The sequence below is a fragment of the Herbaspirillum sp. Her4 genome (assembly GCF_057961335.1).
The window spans coordinates 614,290-633,770 of sequence record NZ_CM176330.1 but is presented as its reverse complement, the minus strand read 5'-3'; the positions used below and the strand labels follow the sequence as shown (position 1 = coordinate 633,770).

General features: G+C 65.1%; 17 protein-coding genes and 2 riboswitches. Of the genes, 14 read left to right on the top strand and 3 right to left on the bottom strand.

What is annotated here, in order from left to right; all coding sequences use genetic code 11:
- The first annotated feature begins 2 nt into the window (after positions 1–2).
- The 7 genes from ACWFUC_RS02925 to ACWFUC_RS02895 all read left to right on the top strand — a co-directional run bounded on the left by ACWFUC_RS02925 (position 3) and on the right by ACWFUC_RS02895 (position 7,334).
- Entirely contained in the window at positions 3–446 is a 444-nt protein-coding gene (locus ACWFUC_RS02925; RefSeq protein ID WP_039783218.1) for an acyl-CoA thioesterase, read from the top strand.
- Positions 443–2,764, top strand: coding sequence for a bifunctional salicylyl-CoA 5-hydroxylase/oxidoreductase (locus ACWFUC_RS02920; RefSeq protein WP_489624051.1), 2,322 nt, complete (start codon positions 443–445; stop codon positions 2,762–2,764). The genes ACWFUC_RS02925 and ACWFUC_RS02920 overlap by 4 nt, the downstream gene beginning before the upstream one ends.
- A 31-nt stretch (positions 2,765–2,795) precedes the next feature.
- Entirely contained in the window at positions 2,796–3,935 is a 1,140-nt protein-coding gene (locus tag ACWFUC_RS02915; RefSeq protein WP_204726887.1) for a cupin domain-containing protein, read from the top strand.
- Positions 3,936–3,988: 53 nt separating this feature from the next.
- Complete coding sequence (locus ACWFUC_RS02910) at positions 3,989–4,924, top strand: fumarylacetoacetate hydrolase family protein (RefSeq protein WP_039783224.1); 936 nt, start codon at positions 3,989–3,991, stop codon at positions 4,922–4,924.
- 60 nt (positions 4,925–4,984) lie between these two features.
- Positions 4,985–6,010, top strand: coding sequence for a carbon-nitrogen hydrolase family protein (locus ACWFUC_RS02905; protein ID WP_209533916.1), 1,026 nt, complete (start codon positions 4,985–4,987; stop codon positions 6,008–6,010).
- Positions 6,007–6,789, top strand: a complete 783-nt coding sequence (locus tag ACWFUC_RS02900) for a maleate cis-trans isomerase family protein (RefSeq protein ID WP_051156182.1) — start codon at positions 6,007–6,009, stop codon at positions 6,787–6,789. The genes ACWFUC_RS02905 and ACWFUC_RS02900 overlap by 4 nt, the downstream gene beginning before the upstream one ends.
- Before the next feature lie 101 nt (positions 6,790–6,890).
- Positions 6,891–7,334 carry a MarR family winged helix-turn-helix transcriptional regulator gene (locus ACWFUC_RS02895; protein ID WP_034333847.1) on the top strand — a complete coding sequence of 148 codons (444 nt, stop codon included), beginning with the start codon at positions 6,891–6,893 and terminating at the stop codon, positions 7,332–7,334.
- A gap of 15 nt (positions 7,335–7,349) precedes the next feature.
- Here ACWFUC_RS02895 and ACWFUC_RS02890 read toward each other — a convergent pair whose 3' ends face one another.
- The 3 genes from ACWFUC_RS02890 to ACWFUC_RS02880 form a co-directional block, all read right to left on the bottom strand.
- Complete coding sequence (locus tag ACWFUC_RS02890; RefSeq protein ID WP_489624050.1) at positions 7,350–7,967, bottom strand: flavin reductase family protein; 618 nt, start codon at positions 7,965–7,967, stop codon at positions 7,350–7,352.
- Positions 7,968–8,108: 141 nt separating this feature from the next.
- Positions 8,109–9,041, bottom strand: a complete 933-nt coding sequence (locus ACWFUC_RS02885; RefSeq protein ID WP_209583334.1) for a TorF family putative porin — start codon at positions 9,039–9,041, stop codon at positions 8,109–8,111.
- 150 nt (positions 9,042–9,191) lie between these two features.
- Entirely contained in the window at positions 9,192–10,268 is a 1,077-nt protein-coding gene (locus tag ACWFUC_RS02880; RefSeq protein WP_034333841.1) for a putative urea ABC transporter substrate-binding protein, read from the bottom strand.
- 67 nt (positions 10,269–10,335) lie between these two features.
- Positions 10,336–10,435, bottom strand: a riboswitch (guanidine-I (ykkC/yxkD leader).
- 440 nt (positions 10,436–10,875) lie between these two features.
- Here ACWFUC_RS02880 and ACWFUC_RS02875 point away from each other — a divergent pair.
- The 7 genes from ACWFUC_RS02875 to atzF all read left to right on the top strand — a co-directional run bounded on the left by ACWFUC_RS02875 (position 10,876) and on the right by atzF (position 19,481).
- A complete protein-coding gene (locus tag ACWFUC_RS02875) occupies positions 10,876–11,031 on the top strand; it encodes a hypothetical protein (protein WP_287019582.1) in 156 nt (51 codons plus the stop codon).
- Between the two features lie 94 nt (positions 11,032–11,125).
- Positions 11,126–11,226: riboswitch (guanidine-I (ykkC/yxkD leader) on the top strand.
- Between the two features lie 148 nt (positions 11,227–11,374).
- Positions 11,375–12,190, top strand: a complete 816-nt coding sequence (locus tag ACWFUC_RS02870; protein ID WP_088756566.1) for an ABC transporter permease — start codon at positions 11,375–11,377, stop codon at positions 12,188–12,190.
- Positions 12,187–12,963, top strand: coding sequence for an ABC transporter ATP-binding protein (locus ACWFUC_RS02865; RefSeq protein WP_034333837.1), 777 nt, complete (start codon positions 12,187–12,189; stop codon positions 12,961–12,963). The genes ACWFUC_RS02870 and ACWFUC_RS02865 overlap by 4 nt, the downstream gene beginning before the upstream one ends.
- 1 nt (position 12,964) lies before the next feature.
- Positions 12,965–13,696 carry an urea amidolyase associated protein UAAP1 gene (locus ACWFUC_RS02860; RefSeq protein WP_489624049.1) on the top strand — a complete coding sequence of 244 codons (732 nt, stop codon included), beginning with the start codon at positions 12,965–12,967 and terminating at the stop codon, positions 13,694–13,696.
- 15 nt (positions 13,697–13,711) lie between these two features.
- Positions 13,712–14,347, top strand: a complete 636-nt coding sequence (locus tag ACWFUC_RS02855; protein WP_121040900.1) for an urea amidolyase associated protein UAAP2 — start codon at positions 13,712–13,714, stop codon at positions 14,345–14,347.
- A gap of 98 nt (positions 14,348–14,445) precedes the next feature.
- Positions 14,446–18,069, top strand: coding sequence for an urea carboxylase (uca, locus tag ACWFUC_RS02850; RefSeq protein WP_489624048.1), 3,624 nt, complete (start codon positions 14,446–14,448; stop codon positions 18,067–18,069).
- Positions 18,066–19,481, top strand: coding sequence for an allophanate hydrolase (atzF, locus tag ACWFUC_RS02845; protein ID WP_489624047.1), 1,416 nt, complete (start codon positions 18,066–18,068; stop codon positions 19,479–19,481). Before uca ends, atzF begins: the two co-directional genes overlap by 4 nt.

Below are 19,481 nucleotides of genomic sequence, written 5' to 3'. Positions count from 1 at the left end.
GCATGACATTTCCGCGATTCGAACGTGCCCACCGCATCCGCTTTTCCGAATGTGATCCGGCCGGCATCGTCTTCTATCCGCAGTACTTCGTGCTGTTCAACGATCTGCTCGAAGCCTGGATCGACCACCTGCTGCCCGGGGTCGGCTTTGCCGGCTACATCGGCCAGTTGCGCTACGGCCTGCCGACGGTGGAACTGCATGCGCAGTTCGAGGCGGTCTCGCGCATGGGCGATGAGGTCACGCTGGTGCTGGAGGTGGAGCGCCTGGGCGGCAAGTCGCTCACGCTCAATCTGTCCTGCATCGCTGCAGGCGGAGAGCTGCGCATGAAGGTGCGGCAGGTGCTGGTGTGTACCTCGCTGGAGACGCATCGCTCCATCGATGTGCCCGCCCTGCTGCGCAACGCCCTGGAGACGGGGGCTCACCAACAACAAAGGAGTGCGACATGAACATCGTCTGTATCGGCGGCGGTCCCGCCGGCTTGTATTTCGGTCTGCTGATGAAACTGCAGGACCCGTCTCACCGCGTAGTGGTGGTCGAGCGCAATCGTCCCTATGACACCTTCGGCTGGGGCGTGGTGTTCTCGGATGCCACGCTGGACAACCTGCGCGAGGCCGATCCGGTATCGGCCGCCACCATCACCGGCGAGTTCAGCCGCTGGGATGACATCGACGTGCATTTCAAGGGCAGCGTCATCAGCAGCGGCGGCCACGGTTTCATCGGTATCGGCCGCAAGCGCCTGCTCAACATCCTGCAGGCGCGCTGCGAAGAACTCGGTGTGGAACTGGTCTTTGAAACCCAGGTGCAGGATGACCAGGAGATCGCGCGCCAGTACCAGGCCGACCTGCTCATCGCCAGCGACGGCATCAACAGCGCCGTGCGCACCCGCTATGCCGATACCTTCCGGCCCGACATCGACCAGCGCAATTGCCGCTTCGTCTGGCTGGGCACGCGCAAAGTCTTCGATGCCTTCACCTTCATCTTCGTGCCGACCGAATACGGCTGGTTCCAGGCGCATGCCTATCGTTTCGAGAATGGCCTGTCCACCTTCATCGTCGAGACCACCGATGCCGCCTGGCAGGCGGCCGGCATCGACAAGATGTCGCAGGAAGACGGTGTGGCCTTCTGCGAAAAACTGTTCGCCCCGTGGCTCGATGGCGAGAAGCTCATCTCCAATGCCACCCACCTGCGCGGCTCGGCCATCTGGATCCGCTTCCCGCGCGTGATCTGCGACAAGTGGGTGCAGTGGACCCGTCCGCATGGCGAGGCCGGTGCCGAGGTGCCGGTGGTGCTCATGGGCGATGCGGCCCACACGGCGCACTTCTCCATCGGCTCCGGCACCAAGCTGGCGCTGGAGGACGCCATCGAACTGTCGCGCATGCTCAAACAGGAAGGCAGTCTGCGCGCCGGTTTGCAGCGATATGAAGCGGTACGCGGGGTGGAAGTCCTGAAGATCCAGAATGCGGCGCGCAACTCCACCGAATGGTTTGAGAACATCGCCCGCTATGAAGACCTGGAACCGGAACAGTTTGCCTATTCCCTGCTGACCCGCTCGCAGCGCATCTCGCACGAGAACCTGCGCCTGCGTGATCCGCAATGGCTGGAAGGCTACGAACGCTGGCTGGCCAAGCGGGCCGGGCTGCCCGCCGATGGCGCGCGCCCCACGCCGCCGCTGCTGACGCCCTTCAAGGTGCGCGAGCTGACGCTGAACAATCGCGTGGTCGCCTCGCCGACCTTGCTGTATGCGGCACGCGAGGGCGTAGCGGGCGACTTCCATCTGGTGCATCTGGGTGCGCGTGCGCTGGGCGGCATCGGCCTGCTGCTCACCGAGGCCACCGCCGTCAGTCCCGAAGGCCGCATCACGCCGGGCTGCCCCGGCCTGTGGAACGAGGAACAGAAGCAGGGCTGGAAGCGCGTGGTCAACATGGTCCACGCCAACAGCCAGGCACGCATCGGCCTGCAACTCAATCACGCGGGCCGGCGTGGCTCCACCCAGCTCGGCTGGGAGCAGCCGGATCGTCCGCTGGCGGCGGGCAACTGGCCGCTGGTTTCGGCCAGTGCGCTGCCCTATCTGGAAGGTGTTTCGCAGGTCCCGGCCGAGGCCAGCCACGAGGAACTGGCGCGCATCCGCGAGGACTTCGTGGCCGCCACGCGACGTGCCGTCGAGGCCGGTTTCGACTGGCTGGAATTGCAGGCCGGGCATGGCTGCCTGCTCTCCAGCTTCCTCTCGCCACTGACCAACCAGCGTCAGGATCAGTATGGCGGCACGCTGGAAAACCGCCTGCGCTACGTGCTGGAGGTGGTCAAGGCGGTGCGTGCCGCCTGGCCCGCGCACCTGCCGCTGTCGGTCCGCATCTCGGCCACCGACTGGGCCGAGGGCGGCACGACCGTGGATGAGGCGGTGGAAATCGCCCGCCAGCTGCATGCGCACGGGGCCGACGTGATCGACGTCTCTTCCGGCGAAGTGACGCCGGCGCAGAAGCCGGTCTATGGCCGCATGTTCCAGGCACCGTTTGCCGACCGCATCCGCAATGAGGCCGGGGTGCCGACCATCGCCGTGGGGGCCATTACCGAGGCCGACCAGGTCAACGGCATCATCGCCTCCGGCCGCGCCGACCTGTGCGCGCTGTCGCGGCCGCTGCTGGCCGACCCGGCCTGGCTGCTGCACGAGAGCGCCCGCCAGGGCTGGCGCGAGGTGAGCTGGCCGCCCGCCTACCAGTGGGGCCGCGACCAGCTGGAACGCAGCCTGTCCGGCACCCGCCGTTGAGCCGTCCATCCGTCAATGAAAGGGAAGCATCGTGAGCAATGACACCTACGATCAGTACCGCGAAAGCGTGGCCGGCCGTGCCGATGTCTCGGACACGCCGGAACTGCTGGCCTACTACCGCCAGCTGGAACAGTTGAAGACCGGCGCACTCTGGACGGTGGCCAACAAGATCGAGCCCTGGCAGCCGAAATCGCAATCGGTGCCGGTGCTGTGGCGCTATGCCGAGCTGCGCGAACACGTGCTGCGTTCGGTGGCGCTGGTCTCGCCGGAGAAGGCGGGCCGGCGCGTGATCTATCTCGACAATCCGGGCCGCCGCGAGGTCTCGGCGGCCGTCGGCTGGCTCTATTCCGGCCTGCAGGTGATGCATCCTGGCGAGGTCGCCAGTGCGCACGCGCATTCCTCCTCGGCCCTGCGCTTCATCATGGAAGGACGCGGTGCCTACACCATCGTCGACGGCCACAAGATGACGCTGGAAGCCAATGACTTCGTGCTCACCCCCAATGGCACCTGGCACGAACACGGCGTGGAAGCCGATGGCCTGCCCTGCATCTGGCAGGACGGCCTGGACATTCCGCTGGTCAATGCGCTGGAGGCCGGCTTCTACGCCGTGCATCCCGACCTGCACCAGGCCGTGGCCCATCCGGTTGACGATGCGGTGGCGCTGTGGGGCGCACCGGGCCTGCGTCCGCAGGATGTGGGCTGGAACAGGCCCTACTCGCCGCTCTTCAAGTACCAGTGGGGACCGACCTATGAAGCCCTGCAACGCTATGCCCGCGCCACCGAGGGCAGCCCCTTTGATGGCCTGCTGATGCATTACACCAACCCGGTCAGCGGCGGCCACGTGATGGCCACCATCGGTGCCAGCATGCAGTTGCTGCGTCCGGGTTTCGCGGGCCGCGCGCATCGCCATACCGGCAGCTTCATCTACCAGGTGGCCAAGGGCCATGGCCATTCCATCATCGATGGCCAGCGCTTCGACTGGAAGGAGCGCGACATCTTCTGCGTTCCGTCCTGGGCCTGGCATGAGCACGTCAATGGCAGCGCCAGCGAGGATGCCTGCCTGTTCTGCTTCAGCGATTTGCCGGTCATGGAGAAGCTGGGCCTGTATCGCGAAGAAGCCTATGCCGAGCACCACGGCCACCAACCCGTCATTACCCCTGCAGCCGCGTGAGGCTGCAGGGATTTTCTGAACGCCCTACCAACATCCAACAGGAGTGAGATGCCATGAAACTGGTTACCTACCGCGCCAATGTGAGCGCCGCCGCCCGCCTGGGCGCCATCGTCGATGACCTGGTCGTCGACCTGCAACAGCTGGGCCTGTACGCCGGCGAGGCGCTGCCCGACAACATGCTGGACTTCATCGACCTCGGCCCGTGTGCCATCACCAGCACCACCGCGCTGCTGGAGCGCCATCGCGGCCAGTGGCCGGTGGGCGTGGCCCGTCCGCTGGTCAATGTCCGCCTGCTGGCACCGATTCCGCGTCCGCGCAAGAACATCTTCGGCATCGGCCTGAACTACGTGGAGCACGTGGAAGAATCCAGCCGTACCCTGGATACCTCCAAGGAGCTGCCCAAGCAGCCGGTGATCTTCTCCAAGCCGCCCACCACCGTGATCGGCCAGGGTGACGCCATCGAGCACAACCAGGCCATCACCCGCCAGATGGACTGGGAAGTGGAACTGGCCGTCATCATCGGCAAGCAGGCCAAGGGCGTGAGCAAGAACGATGCGCTGGACTACGTTTTCGGCTACAGCGTCATGAACGACATCAGCGCCCGCGACAACCGCCGCGCAGGCCAGTGGATCTATTCCAAGGGCCAGGACACCTACGCACCCTTCGGCCCCATGATCGTCACCGCCGACGAGATTCCCGACCCGCACAACCTGGACCTGAGCCTGACCGTCAACGGCGTGACCAAACAAAGCTCCAACACCCGCCACATGCTCTTCAAGGTCGATACCCTGATCGCCGACATCAGCGCCGGCATCACCCTGGAACCAGGCGACATCATCGCCACCGGCACCCCCGCCGGTGTCGGTGCCGGCCGTTCGCCGCAGGAATGGATGTGGCCGGGTGACGTGGTGGTGGCCACCGTCGAGAAGATCGGCAGCCTGCGCAACCCCATCGTCGCCGTGGGCGAGCTGCCGCCGGGCAAGGCCTGAGCCTCTTGATTCAAGTGCGGTCTGCCGTGCGGGCCGCCGTTCTCTCACCAAGGAACTGACATGCTCGAACTTCAACGTTTCAAGGCCGCAGCGGTCCAGGCGGCCCCGGTCTTCCTCGATACCGATGCTACGGTGGACAAGGTGGTGGCGCTGATCGCCGAAGCCGCCGGCCATGGTGCAAAGCTGGTGGCTTTCCCGGAAGTGTTCGTGGCCGGCTATCCCTACTGGAGCTGGATCATGAACCCGATCGAGGGCAGCAGCTGGTTCGAACGCCTGGTGCGTTCGGCCATCGAGATCCCCGGTCCCGAGATCAGCAAGATCGCGCAGGCGGCCGCGCGCCACCAGATCAACGTGGTGGTGGGCGTGAACGAACGCAACCGCCACGGCATCGGCACCATCTACAACACCGTGGTCACCATCGCCGATGATGGCCGCATCATCGGCCGCCATCGCAAGCTGGTCCCAACCTGGGCCGAGAAGCTGACCTGGGCCCCGGGCGATGCGTCGGGCCTGCGCGTGCACCAGACCAGCATCGGTCCGCTCGGTGCGCTGGCCTGTGGGGAAAACACCAATACGCTGGCGCGCTTCTCGCTGCTGGCGCAGGGCGAGCTGGTGCACGTGGCCAGCTACATTGCGCTGCCGGTCGCCCCGGCCGACTACGACATGGCCGAGGCCATCAAGGTGCGTGCAGCGGCCCACTGTTTCGAGGGCAAGGTGTTCACCATCGTGTCCTGCTCGACCGTCTCGGAAGAGATCATCCAGGCCATGGAAGCCAGCCATCCGCAGGCCCGCGCGCTGCTGTCACGCCGCAACAGCGCCTTCTCCGGCGTGCTGGGTCCGGATGGGCGGGTGATCGGCAGCCCGCTGATCGATGAGGAAGGCATCGTCTATGCCGACATCGATCTGTCGCGCTGCATCCAGCCGCGCCAGATGCATGACATCACCGGCCACTACAACCGCTTCGATGTCTTCAATCTCAACGTCAATCGCCAGCCCTTGCAGGCTGCGCATTTCTCCGATGGCGACGCTGTCATGGATGAAGTGCCGGTCGAGGCTGTGGCGGAAATTCAAAAGGATCGCCCATGACCACGAAAGTCAGCCAAGCCGCCGACAGTGCCCGCAGCTATCGCATCGGGCAGATCGTGCCCTCGTCCAATACCACCATGGAGACCGAGATCCCGGCCATCCTGCGTGCGCGTGAACTGATTCTGCCGGAGCGTTTCACTTTCCACTCCAGCCGCATGCGCATGAAGCACGTCACCAAGGAAGAGCTGGCCGCCATGGATGGCGACAGCGACCGCTGCGCGCTGGAATTGTCGGATGCGCGGGTGGATGTGCTCGGCTATGCCTGCCTGGTGGCCATCATGAGCATGGGGCGCGGCTATCACCGTGTCTCCGAGCAGCGCCTGCACCAGCGCACCGTGGACAATGGCGGCCCGGCTCCCGTGGTGACCAGTGCCGGCGCGCTGGTCGACGGCCTGCATGCCATCGGGGCCAAGAAGGTGTCCATCCTCACGCCCTACATGAAGCCGCTCACGCAACTGGTGATCGATTACATCGAGAACGAAGGCATCGAAGTGGTCGACAGCATCTCGCTGGAAATTCCGGACAATCTGGAAGTAGGCCGCCAGGATCCGCGCGCACCCATCGAGATCACCAAGCGTCTCGACACCCGGGGCGTGGATGCCGTGGTGGCCTCGGCCTGCGTGCAGATGCCTTCGCTGGCCTCGGTGCAGGCCATTGAGGATCGCGTCGGCCTGCCGGTGCTGTCTTCCTCGGTGGCCACCACTTACATGATGCTCAAGAGGCTGGAGTTGAGTACCGCCGTGCCGGGTTTTGGCGCGCTGCTGTCGGGGCGCTATTGAGCGGGGTCAAGAAAGCCCCGTCCGCGGAGGCCATGGGTCTCCCCATTGCGACCGGGGACGGGGTATCCTTGCTGCTTTCAGAAGAAGAGGCAGCGAGGGGAATGGCAAAGTCAAAGGCATTCGTCGACAACTACCTGCCGGCTCTGCTGGGGCAAGCCTGGCAGCTGTTGTCGACCCAGTTTCATGCGGTGGTGGAAGCACACGGCCTGTCGGTGCTGGAATGGCGCGTGCTGTCGATTCTGGCCAGCAACGGCGGCATGAGCATCTCGGCCCTGGCCGATGCGGCGGTAAGCAAGCAGCCCACGGTCACGCGGCTGCTGTTGCGGCTGGAAGCGCAGGGCCATGTCGAGCGCACCACCAGCCAGGATGATCGTCGCTTCACGCTGGTACGGGTCACGCGCAATGGCCGCCGGCTGGTCTCGGGCCTGATCGAACTGGCCGAGCAGCACGAGCGCGAGGTACTGGCCTCGATGAATCCGCAGAAGGTGGAGATGCTCAAGGAACTCCTGCAGGAAATCATCACGCGCTATCGTCCGCAGCGCTGACCCGGCGCGCAGCGCTTACTTGGGCCGCCGCATCTGGAACCGGCCCTGCGGCAGCACCTCGAAGTAATCCGCCGGTCCGCCGCCGCGCAGGATGTGCTGCGCCGCTGCCGTATCGTAGACGCCCTCGACCAGCAGCGACTGGTCGATGTGCACCGCCACCACTTCTCCGTAGACCATCCAGGTGTCCAGCGTGCGGCCCTCCAGCGTGGTCAGCGGCTGGATCTGCGTCACCTTGCATTCCATCGCCACCGGGCTTTCGCCCACGCGCGGTGCGGCCACCACCAACCCCGCTACCGGCGTCAGTCCGGCCAGCTCGAATTCATTGACCTCGCTTTGTTCCAGGCTGCTCTGGTTGACCTGCTCGGCCAGCGCCCGCGTGGCCAGGTTGTAGACGAATTCGCCGGTGGCCTCGGCATTGCGCACGCTGTCCTTCTTGCCGACGCTGGCGAAGGCGACGATGGGTGGCCGGTAGTTGAAGATGTTGAAGAAGCTGTAGGGCGCCAGGTTGGGACGGCCCTTGGCATTGCGGGTGGAGATCCAGCCGATCGGGCGCGGACCCAGGATGGACGGGATGGGATCGTGCGCCAGGCCGTGGCCATGGCGCGGTTCATAGCGGTGAAAGAGTTGGCTCATTGCAATAGGCGGGCAAGCGCTGCCGGATACGGATGGAAACCGTATTATGTCGCCCCTGCCGTCCAGGCAGGGGGAGCGCCGCATCAAAGCTGCCAGATACGGACGGTCACCGCGCTGCCTGGACTGTGATTGCTCCCCGGTTCAGAAGCCCCAGCTCAGCATGCCCACCAGCTGGTTGCCCTGCTTGACGTCAAAGCGGTTGTAGCCGCCGAGGATGGCCTGCAGCGACCAGGTGATGGAAGAGTCGGGGAAGGGCGCCGACAGGCCCAGCGTCAGGTGGCGCAGGCCGCCGCTGCTGGGGCCGTTGCCGGCGAAGCAGCCATTGACCACGAAGGCCTGGCCTGCCCCGCAGGAGGCACCGGTGGCGGTGTCGCGGGTGCCGAGATACTTGCCCTCGCGGCTGTAGGTGTAGGCGCCCAGCGTGCCGGTGAAGGTGATGTCGTAGGGCAGCGGCTTGGTGTAGACCAGGGTCCAGTAGGTATCGCCCTTGTTGCCCCAGACCACGTCGTTGAGCAGCGTCTGCGCATTGAAGGACAGCGCGCCCCAGGTCAGGCCGGCCTTGGTTTCCAGCGCATTGGCATGGCTGCCGTTGGCGTAGTAGTAGCCGGTCATGCCCAGGGTATAGCCGAGGTCGCCGCTGATGTTGCCGGCGTAGGCGAAGTAGAAATCGTTTTCCACCGAACGCGGTTTCTGGAATTCGGTGATGCTGCGATCACCGTAGGAATTGCCCAGCTGCTTGTACGAATAATTGATGGTCGAGGCCCAGTAGCCGAAGCTCCAGCCGCTGCTGTGGACGAAGTCGATGCCCCATTGCAGCGCGGCCTGGTCCGATTCGGGCGCGTCGGCTCCGGGATTGCCCAGTGGCTGGCCGTTGCCGTAGGTGGTGGTGACACCGCGCAGTACATAGCGCGAGGCCAGGTCGATGTGTTTGGTGATGGTCCACGGACCGGCCGGGGCCGCAGCCGGCGCGGCATCATCGGCCAGCGCCGGAGCGCAGGCCAGCAGGGTGGTGAGGGCAGCGGCGCAGGTGCCGAGGCTGCAAAGGCGCGACAGGGAAGTGGCGTAGGTAGTCAAGGTTCTCTCCGTGGTTTGGTCTGGAAGCAGCGTGGATCAGGGTGAAAGCAAGGGACGAGCAGGCCCCGGCGGGTCCGTTGCCGGACCCGCGCAAGACAGTGGGTGATGCTGTTGTGGTGGTGACGTTGCGCGTGCGTGCGCGCAAAAAACTTAAAGTTTTCCGTCGGCCGCCATCTTCATGTAGGCCGGGTCGAAGCGCAGCTTGACGTTCTTCTTGTCGCCGATCACCACGTTGCCGTCGAAGGCGACGCCGATGCCATCGGCGCTCTTGACGTTGGGACCGAGGATGCCGTGGTCAAAGCTGAACTTGGCGATGCGGCCCATGATGGCCGGCAGCTCCTTCTTGGTGGCGAATTCCAGCGCCGCCTTGGGTTGGTAGAACATGGCGGTGGCTGCCAGCTGCGACTGGAAGCCCGCCAGGTCGGTGCCGGAAGCCTTGCCCATGGCGGTCAGCGCGCGGGTGGCGCGCTCATCCTTGGCGGTCATGATGGCCATCATCTCGTACCAGGCACCGGTGAGGGCCTTGCCGAAGGCGGGGTTCTCCTGCAGGGTTTTTGTGTTGACCACCATCAGGTCCATGATTTCGCCGGGCAGCTGCTTGGAGGTGTAGACCAGCGACACATCGGGCGAGGCCGCAATCGAGGACAGCATCGGGTTCCAGGTCACCGTGCTGGTGACGGCCGGGGTGGCGAAGGCGGCAGTGATGTCGGCATCGCTGGTGTTGACCACCTTGACGTCACGCTCGCGCAGGCCGGCCGTTTCCAGCGCGCGCGCCAGCAGGTAGTGCGAGACCGAGAATTCCACCAGCTGCACCGACTGGCCCTTGATGTCGGCCAGCTTCTTGTTCTTCCCCTTGAGGACGATGCCATCGTTGCCGTTGGAATAGTCGCCCACGATCAGGGCCGTGGAGTCCACGCCGCCCGCGGCGGGAATGGTGAGCGCATCCATGTTGGTCATGGTGCAGCCGTCGAACTTGCCGGCGGTGTACTGATTGATCGACTCCACGTAGTCGTTCAACTGCACGGCGCTGATGGTGATGCCGTACTTCTTGCCCCACTTGGCCAGGATGCCTTGCGCCTGGGCTTCGCCCCAGGGCATCCAGCCGGCATAGATGGAAGTACAGACCTTGAAGTCGGTGCGGGGGGCGGCGTGGGCCGATGAAAGCGCGCCCGTGAAGGCGGCCAGGGCGATGGCAGCGCCACCAAGGATTCGGGAAATGTTGTACACGGCGTAGGGTCCTCGAAGGGTTTATTGGAAAAAAGCCCGGGAGCGGCGCGGTCGTTGCGAACGCGTCATCTCCCGGGCTTTTCTCCCGCCGTGTAACCCCTTGCGAGGTCGACTGCTCTCGGACCAGACATCCGCACCAGCGAACCGGAACCCTAGCTGTCCATTGCAAATTGTGCTGACTCAAGACCGGACTCGCCGGCTCCCGCTCGCTTTTCAGCAAGGTTCATGCCAATGCCCGGAGGCGATGTCGATGATGCGGGATGCCGGTTTTCGCTATTAATAGCGAACGGTTCAACGCGCCATTCGCTGCGTCACACGTGAGCGATGCTGGCGCATCGTGTACGCGCCAAATCGGTGCCGGTTTGCACCATGCTTGCGCTCCGGCGATCCGCGATGCTTCAAGCGATTGGCTGCGCGCCAGTGCAGGTGCGGGTTTGCGCCGGGTGCGCAAGGGCGCGCAGGGCTGGTCTGGATCTTGCATGCAAGATTGTCATTCTCGCCGTGGGCGAGCCAAGACGACTTGGGCCGAAGCAAATGAAGCGCATGCATCATGCGTGGCATCGGCAACCATCCCTGGACGGCCAGGCCATGTTCGCAGGAGCAGACCATGCCCATGACCCGATCTCACGACACTACCGTTTTTCCCTTCGCCTTTTCCAGCGAGGCCGCACAGGCCCTGCCGCTGTGTGGCCGCATGCGCACTTCGCTGCTGTTGATCGAGGTGCTCACGCATGCGCTGCGCTGGCTGCGCCGCGCGCGCTGATGGTATGGAACTTGCTGAAATCCAATGACATGCAGGGCAGCCCGCACCGATGATCTGACGATGAATTGATCATCCGACGGCTGCACAAGACGTTCAAATAGCTGGCTAGGGTTCCGGTCTGCCGCAGGCAGATGACTGGTCCGAGAGCCGGCGACCTCGGTCGAGGTTACACGGCGGGACAAAAGCCCGGGAGAGAGTTGCACCACAGGTGCCGCGCTGCTCCTGCTTTTGTTCAACCCCGACCGGAGTTTCCCGTGATCGCTGTTCGCCACCCCAGGTTCCATCCCGCAGCCCGCGCGCTGCGTCCGTCCCTGCCTCGGTCCTTGTCCCAGGGAGGCGCGCCATGCGTTTCCTGAATCGCCATCCCGGCCGCTCAGGGCAGTGGCTGCTGACGCTCCTGCCCTTCCTCATCCTGGCGCTGCTGTACGCCTTCGGCTCGGCCACGCGCCTGGCCGACAATCCCAATGACAAGCTCCTGCCCAGCCTCGCGCAGATGGTCGATGCGGTCCGTCACATGGCCTTCATGGAAGACCCGCGCACCGGCGACTACCTGTTCTGGAGCGACACCCTGGCCAGCCTGCAGCGCGTGCTGCTGGGCCTGGGCATCGCGGCCGTGGCCGGGCTGGTGCTGGGCATCGCCAACGGCATCTTCCCGGTGCTGCGCGCAGGATTTTCGCCGCTGCTGACCGTGATCTCGATGGTGCCGCCGCTGGCGATCCTGCCGATTCTCTTCATCGTCATGGGGCTGGATGAATTGTCCAAGGTGATGTTGATCGTCATCGGCGTCACGCCCTTGCTGGCGCGGGATCTCGAACACACCGGCCGTGCCATCCCCGCCGAACTGCTGATCAAGGCGCAGACGCTGGGGGCCAACAGCTGGACCCTGGTGCTGCGCGTGGCCCTGCCGCAGATGCTGGCGCGCCTGCTGGTTTCGCTGCGCCTGTCGCTGGGGGCGGCGTGGCTGTTCCTCATTTCCGCTGAAGCGATTTCGGCGACGGCCGGTCTGGGCTATCGCATCTTCCTCGTGCGCCGCTATCTGGCCATGGACGTGATCCTGCCTTACGTGGTCTGGATCACGCTGCTGGCGTGGCTGATGGACTGGCTGCTGCGTGCCGTCCACCGCCGCTTCTTCCCCTGGGCTGAAGGAGGCCGCGCATGAGCTACATCGAGATCCGCAACGTGTGGCAGCAATACGGCCAGAACGTGGTCCTGGAGCGCCTCAACCTGCGCGTGGAAGAAGGCCAGTTCTGTACCCTGGTCGGTGCTTCCGGTTGTGGCAAGTCGACCTTCCTGCGCCTGCTGCTGGGGCAGGAGCGTCCGAGCAAGGGCCAGCTGCTGCTGCAGGGCCAGCCCTTCCCGGCCGAGCCCGATGCCACGCGCGGCGTGGTGTTCCAGCGTTACTCCGTGTTCCCGCACCTGAACGTGCTGGACAACGTGGCCATCGGCCTGGAGCTGCCGCGCTCGCCCTTGCTGGGTCGCCTCTTCGGCGGTGCCAAGCGGCGCGCCCGTGAAGAGGCGGCGCAGCTGCTGCATCGTGTCGGTCTGGGCCACGCGCTGGACCTGTATCCCAGCAGCCTGTCGGGCGGCATGCAGCAACGGCTGGCGATTGCCCAGGCGCTCATCGTGCGTCCGCGCGTGCTGTTGCTGGATGAACCCTTCGGTGCCCTCGATCCGGGCATCCGCAAGGAGATGCATGCGCTGTTGCTGGACCTGTGGAAGGACAGCGGCCTGACCGTCTTCATGGTCACCCATGACCTCTCCGAAGGCTTCACCCTGGGCACGCGCCTGCTGGTGTTCGACAAGGTGCGCGTCGATCCGCAATACCCGCAGGCCTATGGCGCCCACATCACTTACGACATCGCCCTCAACGAGGCCCGTGCCCGCGAACAGGCGGACAAGCTGGCCTCCCTCCTCACTGCAAAGGAAAGCTGACATGAGCAAGGATCCCCTGGCCCTGCAGGCCAGACTCTACGAAGAACTGCTGCCCGGCGGCGGCCATACCTCCTTCATCCTAAAACGCGGGCAATCGCTGCGCATCACCGACATCGAAGGCGGCGCCAACGTCAGCATGATGATGCTGAACGCCCGGCAGCCCAGCGAACGCCTGAACCTGCCCGACACTCTCAAGGGCCAGCACACCGCGCGCCTGCAGGCCGGCCACTGCCTGTACTCCGACATGGGCCGCGTGCTGGCGGCCATCACCGAAGACACCTGCGGCTGGCATGACAGTTTCGGCGGCGTGCTCAATGCCGAGGAGGTGCGCGAGAAATACGGCCAGGGCCGCTACCAGGAATTGCGCAACGGATTCCATCGCAACGGCGCCGACAACCTGCTGGTGGAAATGGGCAAGTGGAACCTCGACCTGCAGGACCTGCTGATGGTGGTGAACCTGTTCTCGCGCGTGAACGTGGATGCCGAGGGCGTTTTCCACTTCGTGCCCGGCAATTCCAAGGCCGGGGATTTCATCGAGCTGGCCGCGCCGATGGACACGCTCATCATCCTGACCGCCCTGCAGCATCCGATGGACCCGCATCCGCACTACGCGCCGCGCCCGGTCCGGCTGGTGTGGCTGCAGACGCACAGCGACGACAGCACCCATGCCTGCCGCCATTCTCGCCCCGAGAACGAGCGCGCCTTCCACAACACCGAACGCTTCCATCTCTGAACCAGGGAGACCCACATGCACATCATCGAAAGCCAGCGCGCCCCCGAACAAGCCGTGTTCCGCCACGTGATCCCGGCCGGCGAACCCTATCTCTTCAACCTCGGCGCCGGACAGACCGTGCGCCTGCTGGACCTGGAAGGCAACCAGGCCATCGATACGCTGTTCTACAGCGCCGCCAATCCGCGTGAACGCTACGATCCCCAGCGCACCCTGCGCCGCCAGAATCGCGCCTACCTGGGTGCGGGCAGCGTGCTGTATTCCAACCTGGGCCGTGCACTGGCCACCATCGTGGCCGATACCTGCGGCCGCCATGACACGCTGGGCGGGGCCTGCGCGCAGGAGAGCAATACCGTGCGCTATGCGCTGGACAAACGCTACATGCACAGCTGCCGCGACAATTTCCTCTGTGCCTGTCTGCACGATGGCCGCCTCAACAAGCGCGACATCGGCGCCAACATCAACTTCTTCATGAACGTGCCGGTCACCCCCGAGGGCGGTCTCACTTTCGAGGATGGCATTTCGGCCGCCGGCAAGTACGTGGAGCTGCGCGCCGAGCAGGATCTCATCGTGCTGATCTCCAACTGCCCGCAGCTCAACAATCCCTGCAACGGCTGGAACCCCACGGCGGCCGAAGTGCTGGTGTGGGACTGATCCGCACCGCTTGAACGACCGCAGTAGTGCACCGCTCGCGGACGACCGCGAGCCGGTTTTTCGAATCACGGGACGACCCGGATTTCCAGGCCCATTCCATGTTTGACCACTTGCTCATCGCCAATCGCGGCGCCATTGCCTGCCGTATCCTGCGCACCTTGCGCACGCTGGACGTGACCGGCGTGTGCGTCTATTCCGAAGCTGACCTCGGCAGCCTGCACGTCTTGCAGGCCGACCGCGCCATCTCGCTGGGAGAAGGACCGGCCGCCCAGACCTATCTGGCCGTGGACAAGATCCTGGCCGCCGCCCGCAACAGCGGCGCGCAAGCCATCCACCCGGGCTATGGCTTCCTCTCCGAAAATGCCGCCTTTGCCGAAGCCTGCGAAGCGGCCGGCATTGCCTTCGTCGGCCCTACGCCCGCGCAGTTGCGCATCTTCGGACTCAAGCACACCGCGCGCGCACTGGCACGCGAACAGGGCGTGCCGATGCTGGAAGGCACCGACCTGCTGGAGAGCATCGACGAGGCGCTGGCCGCTGCATCCCGTGTCGGCTATCCGGTGATGTTGAAGAGCACGGCCGGTGGTGGCGGCATCGGCATGCGCGTCTGCCGCAGCGATGCCGAACTGGGCGATGCCTTCGATTCGGTGCGGCGCCTGGGCCAGAACAATTTCAGCGATGCCGGCGTCTTCATCGAGAAATACATCGAACGCGCCCGCCATCTGGAAGTGCAGGTCTTCGGGGATGGCCGGGGCGAAGTGATCGCATTGGGCGTGCGTGACTGCTCGGTGCAACGGCGCAATCAGAAGGTGCTGGAAGAAACCCCCGCCCCCAACCTGCCCGAGGGCATGGCTGACGCCTTGTGCGCGGCGGCCATCAAGCTGGCCAAGGCGGTGAACTACCGCAGTGCCGGCACGGTGGAGTTCGTCTATGACAGCCTGGCCGGGCAGTTCTACTTCCTCGAAGTCAATACACGCCTGCAGGTGGAACATGGCGTGACCGAACAGGTCTGGGGCGTGGACCTGGTGCGCTGGATGATCGAGCTGGCTGCCGGCGACCTGCCGCCGCTGGCGCAACTGGCGGCCGTTCTGCAGCCGCGTGGCCATGCGATCCAGGCGCGCCTGTATGCGGAAGACCCGGGCCGCCAGTTCCAGCCTTGCCCGGGCCTGCTGACCGCCGTCGGTTTTCCTGACGCCGATGGAAAGGCGTTGCGCATCGATACCTGGGTCGAGGCCGGATGTGAGATCCCGCCGTATTTCGATCCCATGATCGCCAAGCTCATCAGCTGGCAGCCCACCCGCGAAGCAGCCCGTGTGGCGCTCAATACTGCGCTGCGCGAGACGGCACTGTACGGCGTGGAGACCAACCAGCACTACCTGCGCCAGATCCTCGACGATGTCCCGTTCGCCAGCGGCCAGCCATGGACGCGCTGCCTGGAACAACTGGTCTATCGCGCCGATACCGTGGAGGTGCTGTCGCCCGGCACCCAGACCACGGTGCAGGATCATCCCGGCCGCATCGGTTACTGGGCGGTCGGTGTGCCGCCCTCGGGCCCGATGGACGAGCGCGCCTTGCGGCTGGGCAATCGCCTGCTGGGCAATGCCGAGGATGCGGCCGGACTGGAAGTGACGATGATGGGTCCGGTATTGCGCTTCAATACCGCCGCCAGCGTGGTGGTGACCGGTGCCGTGATCCCGGTGCTGCTCGATGGCGTGGCCCGGCCAATGGCCACCGTGCTGCACATTGCTGCCGGCAGTACCTTGAAGCTCGGCACCATCAGCGGGGCCGGTGCGCGCAGCTACCTCGCTGTGCGCGGCGGCGTGCAGGTCCCTGCCTATCTTGGCAGCCGCAGCACCTTCACGCTGGGCCAGTTCGGTGGCCACGCGGGCCGCGCGCTGGCCAGTGGCGACATCCTGCATCTGCTGCCGCTGGCCGGCGATGAGATGCCCGCGGCCGGCCAGGTCTTGCCGGCCGACCTGTATCCTGCGCTGGAGACGGTGCGACAGGTCCGCGTGATCTATGGTCCGCACGGTGCGCCGGAGTATTTCACGCCGGCCTACATGGAGACCTTCTTCGCCACCGACTGGGAAGTCCATTTCAATTCCAGCCGCACCGGCGTGCGCCTGATCGGCCCCAAACCGGAATGGGTGCGCGACAGCGGCGGCGAAGCCGGGCTGCATCCCTCCAACATCCATGACAATCCCTATGCCGTGGGTGCCGTCGATTTCACCGGCGACATGCCGGTGATCCTCGGGCCGGATGGCCCCAGCTTGGGCGGCTTTGTCTGCCCGGTCACGGTGATCGAGGCCGATCTCTGGCAGATCGGCCAGATCAAGGCGGGCGACAAGGTCCGCTTCATTCCGGTGGACGTGAGCACGGCACGCCGCATCGCCCTGGCCGCACAAGCCGGTATCGCCAGCCTGCAAGCCCAGCCGGTGGAATGGTCGCCTGCACCGCTGGCCTCGCCCATCGTGCTGGACCTGGGCCAGGACGAACAACGGCTGGTGGCGCGCCTGTCGGGCGATGCCAACCTGCTGCTGGAAGTGGGTAGCCCGCAACTGGACCTGGTACTGCGCTTCCGCGTGCACGCCCTGATCGCGGCGCTGGAAGAACAGGCCTTGCCCGGCGTGATCGACCTGACCCCCGGCATCCGTTCGCTGCAGGTGCATTACCAGCCCGAAGCGCTGCCCTTGCCAAGGCTGCTGGAAACCATCGCCGGATTGTGGGATGCCGTCTGCGCTCGCCAAAACCTGACGGTTTCGTCGCGTATCGTACATCTGCCTTTGTCCTGGGACGATCCGGCCTGCCAGCTCGCCATCGAGAAATACATGACCACGGTGCGCAAGGATGCACCCTGGTGCCCGAGCAATCTGGAATTCATCCGCCGCATCAACGACCTCAAGGACATCGGCGCGGTACGCGAGACGGTCTTCGATGCCAGCTACCTGGTCATGGGATTGGGCGACGTCTACCTGGGCGCGCCGGTGGCCACACCGCTGGACCCGCGCCATCGCCTGGTCACCACCAAGTACAACCCGGCGCGCACCTGGACTGCCGAGAATTCGGTGGGCATCGGCGGCGCCTACATGTGCATCTATGGCATGGAAGGGCCGGGTGGCTACCAGTTCGTGGGCCGCACGCTGCAGATGTGGAACCGCTATCGCGAGGTCGCCGCCTTCCGGGGCAAGCCGTGGTTGCTGCGCTTCTTTGACCAGATTCGTTTCTATCCGGTCACGGCCGAAGAATTGCAGACCATCCGCCGCGATTTCCCGCTGGGCCGCTTCGAGGTCGGCATCGAAGAGACCCAGCTGAACCTGGCGGACTACCAGGAGTTCCTGCAGCGCGAAGCCGAGGGGATTGCCGCCTTCCGCCAGCACCAGCAGGCCGCCTTCGATGCCGAACGCCAGCGCTGGATCGCCAGCGGCCAGGCCAACTACGAGAGCGAGGAGAGCAGCGCCATCGTGCAAGATCACCAGCCGCTGCAGGCGGGCCAATTGTCCGTGGATGCACCGATTGCCGGCAACCTGTGGCAGGTCAAGGTCAGTCCCGGCCAGCGTGTAGCGCAGGGTGAGCTGCTGATGATCCTGGAGTCGATGAAGATGGAAATCAACATCACCGCGCCTGAAGCGGGCATCGTCGCCGAAGTGCGGGTGCAGCCGGGTAGTCCGGTGCGCGCGGGACAGTGCGTGCTGGTCATGGAAAACACTGAAGAGGAGGCCGCATGATCCATTCCTTTGACCTGCGCATCGATGCGCTCACGGCGGCCTATCGTGATGGCAGCCTGTCGCCGCGCGCCGTGATCGGCCGCCTGCGTGAGAGTGCCATTGCGCTCAACCCGCAATACCGGCTCTACATCCATCTCTTGAGCGAGGAGGAAACCGAGCCCTACCTGCAGGCACTGGAAGGGCAATCCCCGCACAGCCTGCCCCTGTATGGCGTGCCGTTCTCGATCAAGGACAACATCGACCTGGCCGGCATCCCCACTACGGCCGCCTGTCCGGCCTTCAGCTACGTGCCGCGCGAGAGCGCCACGCTGGTGGCGCAGCTCATCGCACTGGGCGCGATCCCCATGGGCAAATGCAATCTGGATCAGTTCGCCACCGGCCTCAACGGCACGCGTTCGCCCTATGGCGCTTGCCGCAACAGCGTGCATCCGGATTATCCTTCCGGCGGTTCATCCTCCGGCTCGTCGCTGGCGGTGGCATTGGGCTTGAGCAGTTTTGCACTGGGCACCGATACCGCCGGCAGTGGCCGCGTTCCCGCCGCCCTGAACAATCTGGTCGGGTTGAAGGCGACCAAGGGTTTGCTCTCCACTGCCGGCGTGGTCCCCGCCTGCCGCACGCTGGATTGCGTGACCTTCTTCACTGCCACGGCGGCCGAGGCCAGCCACCTGCTGGCGCTTTGCACGCAGGCCATGCAGCCCGATGAGCGCGATGAATACAGCCGCGCCAACCTGCCGCAGAACGATGCAGCGGCCTTCCAGCCACCGCGCAAAGGCTTGCGCGTGGGGGTGCCGCGCCAGCTGGAATTCCTCGGCTGCAGCGAGAGTCCGGTCCTGTTCGTGGAGGCGCTGGAGCAGATGGATGCCATCGGCGGCGTGCCCGTGACCATCGATTTCACTCCCTTCCTGGAGGCAGCGCGTCTGCTCTACGAAGGGCCGTGGGTAGCAGAACGCTACAGCACCATCGAGGCACTGCTGCAGGAACAGCCTCAGGAAATCCTGCCGGTGATTCGCGACGTGCTGCGCAAGGCGCCGCAGTTCAGTGCCGTCGATACCTTCCGCGCGCAATATCGCCTGCAGCAACTGAAGGCCGAATGCGACCGCATCCTGGCCACCGTCGATTGCGTGGTGACGCCGGCCTATCCGCGCCCGGTGACGCTGGAAGAATTGCGCGAGCAGCCGGTGCAGCGCAATTCGGACCTGGGCTGGTACACCAACTTCATGAACATGCTGGATTACGCCGCCGTGGCCACGCCCATGAATTTCATGAAGAACGGCCTGCCCTGGGGCATCACGGTATTCGGTCCGGCCTTCAGCGACCAGAGGCTGCTGGGCGTGGCCGATGCCCTGCAGCGCGCCCATGGGCGGCCGCTGGCCGGGCAGCGTCACATCGAAAGCCGGCTGCTGGCGGCTTGA